Source organism: Streptomyces sp. NPDC104309 (genome assembly GCF_055584025.1).
The window spans coordinates 94,147-106,500 of the sequence record NZ_JBVJMV010000003.1; the positions used below are offsets into that span (position 1 = coordinate 94,147).

The 12,354-nt window shown below is 69.9% G+C and carries 12 protein-coding genes; 1 reads left to right on the forward strand and 11 read right to left on the reverse strand.

The window, feature by feature from the left end; all coding sequences use genetic code 11:
• Positions 1 to 4 precede the first annotated feature (4 nt).
• The 11 genes from rpoZ to pyrR all read right to left on the reverse strand — a co-directional run bounded on the left by rpoZ (position 5) and on the right by pyrR (position 11,578).
• A complete protein-coding gene (gene rpoZ, locus ACZ68L_RS04455; RefSeq protein WP_003970369.1) occupies positions 5 to 277 on the reverse strand; it encodes a DNA-directed RNA polymerase subunit omega in 273 nt (90 codons plus the stop codon).
• An 80-nt stretch (positions 278 to 357) separates the two neighbouring features.
• Complete coding sequence (gene gmk, locus ACZ68L_RS04460; RefSeq protein WP_391740140.1) at positions 358 to 975, reverse strand: guanylate kinase; 618 nt, start codon at positions 973 to 975, stop codon at positions 358 to 360.
• 38 nt (positions 976 to 1,013) lie between these two features.
• Positions 1,014 to 1,337, reverse strand: coding sequence for an integration host factor (locus ACZ68L_RS04465; RefSeq protein WP_099197641.1), 324 nt, complete (start codon positions 1,335 to 1,337; stop codon positions 1,014 to 1,016).
• Positions 1,338 to 1,582: 245 nt separating this feature from the next.
• Entirely contained in the window at positions 1,583 to 2,422 is an 840-nt protein-coding gene (gene pyrF / locus ACZ68L_RS04470) for an orotidine-5'-phosphate decarboxylase (protein ID WP_469574123.1), read from the reverse strand.
• Positions 2,419 to 3,528: a quinone-dependent dihydroorotate dehydrogenase gene (locus tag ACZ68L_RS04475; protein ID WP_469574124.1), complete on the reverse strand. Its 1,110-nt coding sequence runs from the start codon at positions 3,526 to 3,528 to the stop codon at positions 2,419 to 2,421. Before ACZ68L_RS04475 ends, pyrF begins: the two co-directional genes overlap by 4 nt.
• A gap of 63 nt (positions 3,529 to 3,591) precedes the next feature.
• On the reverse strand, positions 3,592 to 6,900 hold the full coding sequence (gene carB, locus ACZ68L_RS04480; RefSeq protein ID WP_469574125.1) for a carbamoyl-phosphate synthase large subunit: 3,309 nt from the start codon (positions 6,898 to 6,900) through the stop codon (positions 3,592 to 3,594).
• Positions 6,893 to 8,035 (reverse strand): glutamine-hydrolyzing carbamoyl-phosphate synthase small subunit, encoded by a 1,143-nt coding sequence (gene carA, locus ACZ68L_RS04485; protein ID WP_469574126.1) that lies wholly within the window; start codon positions 8,033 to 8,035, stop codon positions 6,893 to 6,895. The genes carB and carA overlap by 8 nt, the downstream gene beginning before the upstream one ends.
• Positions 8,032 to 8,613 carry a PH-like domain-containing protein gene (locus ACZ68L_RS04490; protein WP_469574128.1) on the reverse strand — a complete coding sequence of 194 codons (582 nt, stop codon included), beginning with the start codon at positions 8,611 to 8,613 and terminating at the stop codon, positions 8,032 to 8,034. The genes carA and ACZ68L_RS04490 overlap by 4 nt, the downstream gene beginning before the upstream one ends.
• Positions 8,610 to 9,896, reverse strand: a complete 1,287-nt coding sequence (locus ACZ68L_RS04495) for a dihydroorotase (protein ID WP_469574130.1) — start codon at positions 9,894 to 9,896, stop codon at positions 8,610 to 8,612. Before ACZ68L_RS04495 ends, ACZ68L_RS04490 begins: the two co-directional genes overlap by 4 nt.
• Before the next feature lie 2 nt (positions 9,897 to 9,898).
• Positions 9,899 to 10,900, reverse strand: coding sequence for an aspartate carbamoyltransferase catalytic subunit (locus ACZ68L_RS04500; protein ID WP_469574559.1), 1,002 nt, complete (start codon positions 10,898 to 10,900; stop codon positions 9,899 to 9,901).
• 93 nt (positions 10,901 to 10,993) lie between these two features.
• Complete coding sequence (pyrR, locus tag ACZ68L_RS04505; RefSeq protein WP_361443922.1) at positions 10,994 to 11,578, reverse strand: bifunctional pyr operon transcriptional regulator/uracil phosphoribosyltransferase PyrR; 585 nt, start codon at positions 11,576 to 11,578, stop codon at positions 10,994 to 10,996.
• 220 nt (positions 11,579 to 11,798) lie between these two features.
• Between pyrR and bldD the strand changes: the two genes are divergently transcribed.
• Positions 11,799 to 12,299, forward strand: coding sequence for a transcriptional regulator BldD (bldD, locus tag ACZ68L_RS04510; RefSeq protein ID WP_014044812.1), 501 nt, complete (start codon positions 11,799 to 11,801; stop codon positions 12,297 to 12,299).
• Positions 12,300 to 12,354: the final 55 nt, after the last annotated feature.

Sequence of the window (12,354 nt, forward strand, 5' to 3'; positions counted from 1 at the left end):
CTGCTTACTGCGCGGGGCCCTCGATGGCCTCGGAGGTGAGCAGGCCCGCGTTGATCTCGCGGAGCGCGATCGAGAGCGGCTTCTCGTGCACGTGGGTGTCGACGAGCGGACCGACGTACTCCAGGAGACCTTCACCGAGCTGCGAGTAGTACGCGTTGATCTGGCGCGCGCGCTTGGCGGCGTAGATCACGAGGCTGTACTTCGAGTCGGTGGCCTCAAGGAGCTCATCAATCGGCGGGTTGATGATGCCCTCGGGCGTGGTGATGGAAGAGGACACTCTCTGCCTTCCGAAGGGGGTAAAGATCAAAGAAACCTTTGACAGTGCGGAACTCCGTGGTTCCGCCCGTGCCGGCTGCGTCAGTCGCTGCCTGCGCGGTGGCCGGAGGAATCCAACATCAAGGCTAGCAGCTCACGCGCCACGTCCTCGACGGAGGTGTTGACCAGTGTCGTATCGAACTCGGACTCGGCGGCCAGTTCGATCCGGGCGGCGGCGAGCCGGCGCTCGATCACCTCGGCGGACTCGGTGCCCCGACCGGTGAGCCTGCGCACCAGCTCCTCCCAGCTCGGCGGGGCCAGGAAGACGAGCCGGGCGTCCGACATCGACTGCCGGACCAGCCGCGCGCCCTGGAGATCGATCTCCAGCAGCACCGGCTCACCCGCCTCCAGGCGGTCGAGCACGGCGCGGCGCGGCGTGCCGTACCGGTTGCCGGCGAACTCGGCCCACTCCAGCAGCTCGCCGTTGGCGATCAGCTTGTCGAACTCGTCGTTGTCCACGAAGAAGTAGTGGACACCGTTGCGCTCGCCGGGGCGCGGTTTGCGGGTCGTTGCCGACACCGAGAGCCATACCTCGGGGTGGGCCTTGCGCATATGAGCGACGACCGTGCTCTTGCCGACCCCTGAGGGGCCGGAGAGCACGGTCAGCCGCGGACGTACGTCCGGGGGTACGGGGGACGTCCCCCGGGATGTTGCAGCCATGGAGCGATTATCCAGGTTCTCGGGCGTGCCCGAGAACCTCAGGCCGCCTTGCTGCCGAACTCACGCTCCAGGGACGCGATCTGGTTGGAGCCCAGACCCCGGACCCGGCGGCTCTCGGAGATGCCGAGCCGCTCCATGATCTGCTTGGCGCGGACCTTGCCCACGCCCGGCAGGGACTCCAGGAGGGCGGAGACCTTCATCTTCCCGATGACGTCGTTCTCCTGGCCCTGCTTGATGACCTCGTGGAGGGAGGCGCCGGAGTGCTTGAGTCGATTCTTGACCTCGGCCCGCTCCCGGCGAGCCGCGGCGGCCTTTTCGAGCGCGGCTGCGCGCTGTTCAGGGGTAAGGGGCGGAAGAGCCACGCCTACGTCACCTCGGATGTCGATCTGTCGGATACGGACCGGTGAGGAAGCTGGATGCTCCACACCAGGTGAGCGACGGACAACTCGTGTACGTCGGCTCTCGACGGAGACTAGCGGCCAAGGCCGCCCGAGTCAGCGAGAACCAACGAAAAGTCCTGGTCAGCCTTGGCCGACCAGGACATTTCAGGCATAACAACCGAGTTTTTTGGTCAGGATTCAGTCAACACGCTGTAAACGCGGTCCGGTCATCCACCCGCGACGGCCGTCCGGACCTCGTCCGTGAGCCGATCGGCGGCTGCGCGCAGCCCCGCCACGTCCGGCCCCTGGCTCAGTACGCCGCGGCTCACACTGGGCAGTACGTTGCCCACCGCGTCGCCGAAGACCCCCGGCAGATCCGCGGGCGTCGCGCCCTGGGCCCCGATTCCGGGGGCGAGCAGCGGACCGTTGATGGCGAGATCCACGCCCGCGTCGCCGAGCGTGGCTCCGACCACCGCGCCGACGGAGCCGAGCGGCGTCGCCCCCTCGTTCTCGGCGGCCATGTGGTCGAGCATCAGCTGGGCCAGCGGCCGGCCGTCGGTGGCGGTGGCACGCTGCACCTCCGCGCCCTCCGGGTTGGAGGTGAGAGCCAGCACGAAGACGCCCGCGCCGGAGAGCACCGCAGCGTCGAGCGCCGGGCGCAGCGAACCGAAACCCAGGTACGGCGAGACGGTGACCGCGTCCGAGAACAGCGGCGAGTCCTGGTGCAGATAGGTCGCCGCGTAGGCACCCATGGTGGAGCCGATGTCACCGCGCTTGGCGTCCATCAGGACGAGCGCGCCGGCCGCCCGCGCCTCCTCGACGGCCTTCTCCAGGACCGCGATGCCGCGCGAGCCGAACCGCTCGAAGAACGCGGACTGCGGCTTGAGCACGGCGACCCGGTCCGCCAGCGCCTCGACGACCGTACGCGTGAAGCGCTCCAGGCCCGCGACATCGTCGGTCAGGCCCCAGGCGGTGAGGAGCGAGGCGTGCGGGTCGATGCCGACGCAGAGCGGGCCGCGGGTGTCCATGGCGCGGCGCAGGCGTGCGCCGAACGGTTCCGGGATCATGCGGTGGCCTTCCTGGTTTCTGCGCCGACGGCTTCGGCGAGGGTGGCGTACGGGGAGGCGGCCAGGCGCGCGGCCAGGCCCTTGTGGATCGCCCTGGCGTAGAACGGTCCCTCGTAGATGAAGGCGCTGTAGCCCTGGACGAGGGTGGCCCCGGCGAGGATGCGCTGCCAGGCGTCCTCGGCGTTCTCGACGCCTCCGACACCCACCAGGGTGATCCGGTCGCCCACCCGCCCGTACAGACGGCTCAGGACCTCCAGGGACCGTGCCTTGAGCGGCGCACCGGACAGCCCGCCGGCCTCCGCGACCAGGGACGGCGAGGACTTCAGACCGAGGCCGTCCCTGGCGATGGTGGTGTTGGTGGCGATGATGCCGTCCAGACCCAGCTCGACCGCGAGATCGGCGACCGCGTCGACGTCCTCGTCCGCGAGGTCGGGGGCGATCTTGACGAGCAGGGGGACCCGTCGGTCGGTGACGGTCCGGTCGGCCGCCTCGCGCACCGCGCCGAGCAGCGGCCGGAGCGCCTCGGTGGCCTGGAGGTTGCGCAGACCGGGGGTGTTGGGCGAGGAGACGTTCACGACGAGGTAGTCGGCGTGGGCGGCGAGGCGCTCGGTGGACTTCACGTAGTCGCCGGCCGCTTCGGCCTCCGGCACGACCTTCGTCTTGCCGATGTTGACGCCGACCGTGGTCCTGAAGACCGGCCTGCGGGCGCCCAGGCGCGCGGCCACGGCGGCCGAGCCCTCGTTGTTGAAGCCCATGCGGTTGATCAGCGCGCGGTCCGCGAGGAGGCGGAAGAGGCGCTTCTTGGGGTTGCCGGGCTGCGGCTCGCCGGTGACCGTGCCGATCTCGACGTGGTCGAAGCCGAGCATCGCCATGCCGTCGATCGCCACGGCGTTCTTGTCGAAGCCGGCAGCGAGGCCGAAGGGGCCGTGCATCCGCAGGCCGAGGGCCTCGGTGCGCAGTTCCTTGTGGCGAGGAGAGAGCGCCGCGGCGACGAAGGTGCGCAGTACGGGGATGCGTGCGGCGAGACGGATCCAGCGGAAGGCCAGGTGGTGCGCCCGCTCCGGGTCCATCCGCTTGAAGACCAGCTGGAAGAAGAATTTGTACATCGGGGTGTCCTCGGTGTCCTCACAGAGAGGGGGACACCGTTTCCGGTGTCCCCCTGCCTGCTGCTAGTCGCGGGCCGCGGTCAGATGTTCCGCGTGTTCCTGGAGCGATCGGACGCCGACGTCTCCGTGGGTGAGCGCGTCGATGCCCTGGACGGCGGCGGCGAGCGCCTGGACCGTCGTCAGGCACGGCACGGACCGGGCCACGGCGGCGGTACGGATCTCGTAGCCGTCGAGCCGGCCACCGGTTCCGTACGGCGTGTTGACGATCAGGTCGACCTCGCCGTCGTGGATCAGTTGGACGATGGTCTTCTCGCCCTGCGGGCCCATGCCCTCCGACTGCTTGCGCACGACCGTGGCGTTGATGCCGTTGCGCTTGAGGACCTCGGCGGTGCCGGAGGTGGCGAGCAGCTCGAAGCCGTGGGCGACGAGTTCACGCGCCGGGAAGATCATCGAGCGCTTGTCGCGGTTGGCCACCGAGATGAAGGCGCGGCCCTTGGTGGGCAGCGGGCCGTAGGCACCGGCCTGCGACTTGGCGTACGCCGTGCCGAAGACGGAGTCGATGCCCATGACCTCGCCGGTGGAGCGCATCTCCGGGCCGAGGACGGTGTCGACGCCGCGGCCGTGGATGTCGCGGAAGCGCGACCACGGCATGACGGCCTCCTTGACCGAGATCGGCGCGTCGAGCGGCAGGGTGCCGCCGTCGCCGTTCGCCGGGAGCAGGCCCTCCGCGCGCAGCTCGGCGACGGTCGCGCCCAGCGAGATCCGGGCGGCTGCCTTGGCGAGCGGGACCGCGGTCGCCTTCGAGGTGAAGGGGACGGTCCGGGAGGCGCGCGGGTTGGCCTCCAGGACGTACAGGATGTCGCCGGAGAGCGCGAACTGGATGTTGATCAGTCCGCGTACGCCGACGCCCTTGGCGATGCCCTCGGTGGAGGCGCGCAGCCGCTTGATGTCGTAGCCGCCGAGCGTGATCGGGGGCAGCGCGCAGGCGGAGTCGCCGGAGTGGATACCGGCCTCCTCGATGTGCTCCATGACGCCGCCGAGGTAGAGCTCGGTGCCGTCGTAGAGCGCGTCGACGTCGATCTCGATCGCGTCGTCGAGGAAGCGGTCGACCAGGACCGGCCGGGTGGGGCTGATCTCGGTGGACTCGGCGATGTACGAGGAGAGCCGCGCCTCGTCGTACACGATCTCCATGCCCCGACCGCCGAGCACGTAGCTGGGGCGTACCAGGACGGGGTAGCCGATCTCGTCGGCGATGGCCTTGGCCTCGTCGAACGTGGTGGCGGTGCCGTGCTTCGGGGCCGGCAGTCCCGCCTCGGCCAGGACGCGGCCGAAGGCGCCGCGGTCCTCGGCGGCGTGGATCGCCTCCGGGGACGTACCGACCACCGGTACACCATTGTCCTTGAGCGCCTGCGACAGACCCAGTGGGGTCTGGCCGCCGAGCTGGACGATGACACCGGCGACCGGGCCCGCGAGGGACTCGGCGTGCACGATCTCCAGCACGTCTTCGAGCGTCAGCGGCTCGAAGTACAGGCGGTCGGAGGTGTCGTAGTCGGTGGAGACGGTCTCCGGGTTGCAGTTGACCATCACGGTCTCGTAGCCCGCGTCGCTCAGCGCGAAGGAGGCGTGGACGCAGGAGTAGTCGAACTCGATGCCCTGGCCGATGCGGTTGGGGCCGGAGCCGAGGATGATCACCGCGGGCTTGGTGCGGGGCGCGACCTCGGTCTCCTCGTCGTAACTGGAGTAGAAGTACGGCGTCTTCGCGGCGAACTCGGCGGCGCAGGTGTCGACGGTCTTGTAGACCGGGCGGATGCCCAGCGCGTGCCGCACCTCACGTACGACGTCCTCGCGCAGGCTGCGGATGTCGGCGATCTGGGCGTCGGAGAAGCCGTGCCGCTTGGCCTCGGCGAGCAGTTCGGCGCCGAGCTCGTCGGCGGCGGCCAGCTCGTCGGCGATCTCCTTGATCAGGAAGAGCTGGTCGACGAACCAGGGGTCGATCTTCGTGGCGTCGAAGACCTCCTCCTGGGTGGCGCCGGCTCGGATCGCCTGCATGACGGTGTTGATCCGGCCGTCGGTCGGGCGGACCGCCTCGGCCAGCAGCTCGGCCTTGTCGCCGGGCTCGCCGGTGAAGGCGAACTGCGAGCCCTTCTTCTCCAGGGAGCGCAGGGCCTTCTGGAGGGCCTCGGTGAAGTTCCGGCCGATCGCCATGGCCTCGCCCACCGACTTCATGGTGGTGGTGAGGGTGGAGTCGGCGGAGGGGAACTTCTCGAAGGCGAACCGGGGGGCCTTGACCACGACGTAGTCGAGGGTCGGCTCGAAGGAGGCGGGGGTCTTCTCGGTGATGTCGTTCGGGATCTCGTCGAGCGTGTAGCCGACGGCCAGCTTGGCGGCGATCTTGGCGATCGGGAAGCCGGTGGCCTTCGAGGCGAGCGCCGAGGAGCGGGAGACGCGCGGGTTCATCTCGATCACGATGACCCGGCCGTCGGTCGGGTCGATGGCGAACTGGATGTTGCAGCCGCCGGTGTCGACGCCGACCTCGCGGATGATCGCGATGCCGATGTCGCGCAGCCGCTGGTACTCGCGGTCGGTGAGCGTCATCGCCGGGGCGACGGTGATCGAGTCACCCGTGTGGACTCCCATCGGGTCGAAGTTCTCGATGGAGCAGACGACCACGACGTTGTCGTTCTTGTCGCGCATCAGCTCCAGCTCGTACTCCTTCCAGCCGAGGATGGACTCCTCCAGGAGCACCTCGGTGGTCGGGGAGAGCGTGAGGCCCTGACCGGCGATGCGGCGCAGCTCCTCCTCGTCGTGGGCGAAGCCGGAGCCGGCGCCGCCCATGGTGAAGGAGGGGCGGACGACCACGGGGTAGCCGCCGAGCGTCTCGACGCCCGCCAGGACGTCGTCCATGGAGTGACAGATGACCGAGCGGGCGGACTCGCCGTGGCCGATCTTCTCCTTGACGGCCTCGACGACCCCCTTGAAGAGGTCGCGGTCCTCGCCCTTGTTGATGGCCTCGACGTTGGCGCCGATGAGCTCGACGCCGTACTTCTCCAGGACGCCGTTCTCGTGCATGGAGATCGCGGTGTTGAGCGCGGTCTGGCCGCCCAGGGTCGGGAGCAGCGCGTCGGGGCGCTCCTTGGCGATGATCTTCTCGACGAACTCGGGGGTGATCGGCTCGACGTAGGTGGCGTCGGCGATCTCCGGGTCGGTCATGATCGTCGCCGGGTTGGAGTTCACCAGGATGACGCGCAGGCCCTCGGCCTTGAGGACGCGGCAGGCCTGGGTGCCGGAGTAGTCGAACTCGGCGGCCTGCCCGATGACGATCGGACCGGAGCCGATGACCAGGACGGACTGGATATCGGAGCGCTTAGGCACGCTGGCCCTCCATCAGGGAGACGAAACGGTCGAAGAGGTACGCGGCGTCGTGCGGGCCCGCGGCTGCTTCGGGGTGGTACTGGACGCTGAAGGCCGGTCGGTCGAGGAGCTGGAGGCCCTCGACGACCTGGTCGTTCAGGCAGACGTGGGAGACCTCGGCACGGCCGAACTCCGTGTCGGACACCTGGTCGAGCGGGGCGTCGACGGCGAAGCCGTGGTTGTGCGCGGTGACCTCGACCTTGCCGGTCGTGCGGTCCTGCACAGGCTGGTTGATGCCGCGGTGGCCGTACTTCAGCTTGTATGTGCCGAAGCCGAGCGCGCGGCCCAGGATCTGGTTGCCGAAGCAGATGCCGAAGAGCGGGGTCCCGCGCTCCAGAACGCCCTTCATCACGGAGACCGGGTGGTCGGCGGTGGCCGGGTCGCCGGGGCCGTTGGAGAAGAAGACGCCGTCGGGTTCGACCGCGTACACCTCCTCCAGGGTGGCGGTGGCGGGCAGCACGTGCACCTCGATGCCGCGTTCGGCCATCCGGCGCGGGGTCATGCCCTTGATGCCGAGGTCGATCGCGGCGACGGTGAACCTCTTGGTGCCGATCGCGGGGACGACATACGTCTCCTTGGTGGCGACCTCGGCGGAGAGGTCGGCGCCCACCATCTCGGGGGCCTGCTGGACGCGGGCCAGCAGCGCGGCCTCGTCGGCGAGGGCGTCGCCGGAGAAGATGCCGACGCGCATGGCGCCGCGCTCGCGCAGGTGGCGGGTGAGGGCGCGGGTGTCGATGCCGCTGATGCCGACGACTCCCTGGCGCTCCAGCTCCTCGTCGAGCGAGCGCCGCGAGCGCCAGTTGGACGGCACCCGGGCGGGGTCGCGGACGACGTAGCCGGAGACCCAGATGCGTCCGGACTCGGGGTCCTCGTCGTTCACACCGGTGTTGCCGACGTGCGGGGCGGTCATCACGACGACCTGGCGGTGGTACGAGGGGTCGGTCAGCGTCTCCTGGTAGCCGGTCATGCCGGTGGAGAACACCGCCTCGCCGAAGGTCTCCCCCACGGCCCCGTAGGCACGGCCGCGGAAGGCGCGGCCGTCCTCCAGGACGAGTACGGCGGGAGCTTTGCCGGCTCCCCGGGTGGAGATCGTCATCGTGCGGTGCCTTCCGTAGAGCTGGTGAGATGGTTGATGGCCTCGACCCAGGCCGGGTGCTCGGCCGAGCGGTCGGAGCGGAAGCCGGAGTCGATCAGCTTGTCGCCGTGCGCCCAGGTGATGATCAGCAGGCCGCCCTCGGGGAGGACCTTGCCGGCGATGCCCTTGTCGAGCCGGGCCTCGCGCAGGGCGGCGGCCGGTACGAAGAAGTCGGCCGCCCCGGGTCGTACGACGTCGAGGCCCTGGTCGGTCAGGGTGAGCTCGACGCGGCTGCGGGTGCCGAGGCCGTGGGCGACGATGCGGTCGAGCCACTGTCCGGCGGTCGTCGAGGCGTGGTACCGGCCGGTCAGCGTCAGCAGCAACTCGCCGTCCGCGAACCCCTCGGGGGTGGAGTCGAGTTCCGGCAGATCGGACTGAAGACTCCCCCGCCACTTCCATCCCTGGCGCATCAGCCAGTAGACGAAGGCGATGAGGACGAGCAGTCCGACGACCCAGCTGATGCGAGCGGACCAGTCGGTCACTTCGGCCGACTTCTGCTCGGCGGCGAGCTGGAGGTACAGGGGGGTGAGTGATGTCACGCGAGCTTCCCGTCGACGACCGTGGCACGGCCCCGCAGGAAGGTGTGGGTGACTCGGCCCGGCAGCTCGCGACCCTCGTACGGAGTGTTGCGGCTGCGGGAGGCGAAGCCCGCGGGGTCCACGACACCACGGTATGCCGGATCGACCAGGGTGAGGTTGGCTGGCTCACCGGCCGAGACGGGCCGGCCGTGTCCGTCGAGCCGGCCGATGGCGGCCGGGCGGAACGACATCCGGTCGGCGACGCCCGCCCAGTCGATGAGGCCGGTGTCCACCATCGTCTGCTGGACGACGGAGAGCGCGGTCTCCAGACCCACCATCCCCATGGCGGCGGCGGCCCACTCGCAGTCCTTGTCCTCGTGCGGGTGCGGGGCGTGGTCGGTGGCGACGCAGTCGATGGTGCCGTCGGCGAGCGCCTCGCGCAGGGCCATGACGTCGGCCTCGGTGCGCAGCGGCGGGTTCACCTTGAAGACGGGGTTGTAGGACCGTACGAGCTCATCGGTGAGGAGCAGGTGGTGCGGGGTGACCTCGGCGGTGACGTTCCAGCCCTTGGACTTGGCCCAGCGGACGATCTCGACGGAGCCGGCGGTCGACAGGTGGCAGATGTGCACCCGGGAACCGACGTGGGCGGCGAGCAGGACATCGCGGGCGATGATCGACTCCTCGGCGACCGCGGGCCAGCCGCCGAGACCGAGTTCCGCGGAGACGACGCCCTCGTTCATCTGGGCGCCCTCGGTGAGGCGGGGCTCCTGGGCGTGCTGGGCGACCACACCGTCGAAGGCCTTCACGTACTCCAGCGCGCGGCGCATGATCACCGCGTCGTCGACGCACTTGCCGTCGTCGGAGAAGACCTTCACCCCGGCGGCCGAATCGTGCATGGCGCCGAGCTCGGCGAGCTTCCTGCCCTCCAGGCCGACGGTGACGGCGCCGATCGGCTGCACGTCGCAGTAGCCGGACTCCTTGCCGAGCCGCCAGACCTGCTCGACGACACCGGCGGTGTCGGCGACCGGGAAGGTGTTGGCCATGGCGTGCACGGCGGTGAAGCCGCCGACGGCCGCGGCCTTGGTGCCGGTGAGGACGGTCTCGGAGTCCTCGCGGCCGGGCTCGCGCAGATGGGTGTGGAGGTCGACGAGGCCGGGCAGCAGGATCTGGCCCGCGGCCTCGACGACGGTCGCGTCGCCGGCGTCCAGTCCGGTGCCGACCGCCGCGATGGTCTCGCCGTCGATCAGGACGTCCTGGGCCTCGCCGCCGAGGACCTTCGCGCCGCGGATAAGGATCTTGCTCATGATTACTTGTTCTCCTCGGTACGGGCGGGGGTGGCGGGCGACGGGTGGGCCGCGGCGGCGGGCTCGTAGCCGCCCAGCAGCAGGTACAGGACGGCCATGCGGATCGAGACGCCGTTGGCCACCTGCTCGACGGCCGTGCACCGGTCGGAGTCCGCGACCTCGGCGGTGATCTCCATGCCGCGGACCATCGGCCCGGGGTGCATGACGATCGCGTTCCCGGGCATCTTCGCCATGCGGTCGCCGTCCAGGCCGTAGCGGCGGGAGTACTCGCGCTCGGTGGGGAAGTACGCGGCGTTCATCCGTTCGCGCTGCACACGAAGCATCATCACCGCGTCGGACTTCGGCAGCACGTCGTCGAGGCTGTAGCTGACCTCGCAAGGCCACTGCTCGACGCCGACCGGGACGAGGGTCGGCGGGGCCACCAGAGTGACGCGGGCGCCGAGCGTGGTCAGCAGGTGGACGTTGGAACGGGCCACCCGGCTGTGCAGGATGTCGCCGACGATGGTGATCCGGCGGCCTTCGAGGTCCCGGCCGAGACCGGCGTCGGCCCCGACCAGGCGGCGGCGCATGGTGAAGGCGTCCAGGAGGGCCTGGGTGGGGTGCTCGTGGGTGCCGTCACCGGCGTTGACGACGGCGCCTTCGATCCAGCCGGACGTGGCGAGGCGGTACGGGGCGCCGGAGGCGCCGTGCCGGATGACGACGGCGTCGGCGCCCATCGCCTCCAGGGTCAGCGCGGTGTCCTTGAGCGACTCGCCCTTGGAGACGGACGAGCCCTTCGCGGAGAAGTTGATGACATCGGCGGAGAGGCGCTTGGCGGCGGCCTCGAAGGAGATGCGGGTACGCGTCGAGTCCTCGAAGAAGAGGTTGACGACGGTACGGCCGCGCAGGGTCGGGAGCTTCTTGATCGGCCGGTCCGCGACCCGTGCCATCTCCTCGGCGGTGTCGAGGATCAGGACGGCTTCGTCGCGGGTGAGGTCGGCGGCCGAGATGAGGTGACGCTTCATCTGGGTGTTCTCCGGGTGGCTGGAGGATTCAGGCATGCGGGCGTGCGGAAGCCGCCCTACGGGCTCGGCGTCGCCCGTACGGGTGTGCTGCGGCTACTGCGCGTCCGCCGGGGCGGTCCGCTGGACCCCGAGCAGCACGGCGTCGCGGCCGTCCTCCTCGGCGAGCTGGACCTTGACCGTCTCCCGCAGCGACGTGGGGAGGTTCTTGCCGACGTAGTCGGCACGGATCGGAAGTTCGCGGTGACCACGGTCGACGAGGACCGCGAGCTGCACCGCGCGGGGGCGGCCGATGTCGCCGAGCGCGTCGAGCGCGGCGCGGATCGTACGGCCCGAGAAGAGGACATCGTCGACGAGGACGACCAGACGGCCCTCGATGCCCTCGCCGGGGATCTCGGTGCGGGCCAGGGCGCGCGCCGGGCGCAGCCGCAGGTCGTCGCGGTACATGGTGATGTCGAGGGAGCCGACCGGCATTTTCCGGCCGGTGATCTCCTGGAGTTTTTCGGCGAGCCTGCGGGCGAGGAAGACACCTCGCGTCGGAATGCCGAGGAGCACCACGTCGTCGGCGCCCTTGGCGCGTTCGACGATCTCGTGGGCGATCCGGGTCATTACCCGGGCGATGTCGGGAGCCTCCAGAACGGGGCGCGCCGCGTTGCCGGTGGCTTCGTGCTGTGCGTCCATAAGAAACGGACCTCCTTCTCCGCCTCACTGGACGGACCTTAAAGGACGTCGAAATTGCGTCATCGATGTTACCAGGGCTTGCGCCGGGCCCAGGTCACGCCCCGGGAGGTGCCGGTCCGGACCATTCGGCTTGACGCATCCAAGTAACGCTGCGTAACCTCACAGTGAGTTACCAGCCACGCGGCGGAGCCGCGCAATGTTCCAGCGTCCGGGGAGCCATATGTCCAGCGAATACGCAAAGCAGCTCGGGGCCAAACTCCGTGCCATCCGCACCCAGCAGGGCCTCTCCCTCCACGGCGTGGAGGAGAAGTCCCAGGGCCGCTGGAAGGCCGTCGTGGTCGGTTCGTACGAGCGCGGCGACCGTGCCGTGACCGTGCAGCGCCTCGCCGAGCTCGCGGATTTCTACGGGGTCCCGGTGCAGGAGCTCCTGCCCGGTACGACGCCCGGCGGCGCCGCCGAGCCGCCGCCGAAGCTTGTCCTGGACCTGGAGCGCCTCGCCCACGTCCCGCCGGAGAAGGCCGGACCGCTGCAGCGCTATGCCGCGACGATCCAGAGCCAGCGCGGTGACTACAACGGCAAGGTGCTCTCGATCCGTCAGGACGATCTGCGCACGCTGGCCGTGATCTACGACCAGTCGCCGTCCGTGCTCACGGAACAGCTGATCAGCTGGGGCGTGCTGGACGCGGACGCGCGTCGCGCCGTCGCCCACGAGGAGGGCTGACAGCCCTCTGGAGAAACGTACCGCCGTGCCGGTGCGGGTCGCTCGTACGGGCGCC

Excerpts from the sequence above, each read along its gene's own strand:
- gmk (WP_391740140.1), bottom strand. The coding sequence starts at position 975 with ATGGCTGCAACATCCCGGGGGACGTCCCCCGTACCCCCGGACGTACGT.
- pyrF (WP_469574123.1), bottom strand. The coding sequence starts at position 2,422 with ATGATCCCGGAACCGTTCGGCGCACGCCTGCGCCGCGCCATGGACACC.
- ACZ68L_RS04475 (WP_469574124.1), bottom strand. The coding sequence starts at position 3,528 with ATGTACAAATTCTTCTTCCAGCTGGTCTTCAAGCGGATGGACCCGGAG.
- carA (WP_469574126.1), bottom strand. The coding sequence starts at position 8,035 with ATGACGATCTCCACCCGGGGAGCCGGCAAAGCTCCCGCCGTACTCGTC.
- ACZ68L_RS04495 (WP_469574130.1), bottom strand. The coding sequence starts at position 9,896 with ATGAGCAAGATCCTTATCCGCGGCGCGAAGGTCCTCGGCGGCGAGGCC.
- ACZ68L_RS04500 (WP_469574559.1), bottom strand. The coding sequence starts at position 10,900 with ATGAAGCGTCACCTCATCTCGGCCGCCGACCTCACCCGCGACGAAGCC.
- pyrR (WP_361443922.1), bottom strand. The coding sequence starts at position 11,578 with ATGGACGCACAGCACGAAGCCACCGGCAACGCGGCGCGCCCCGTTCTG.
- bldD (WP_014044812.1), top strand. The coding sequence starts at position 11,799 with ATGTCCAGCGAATACGCAAAGCAGCTCGGGGCCAAACTCCGTGCCATC.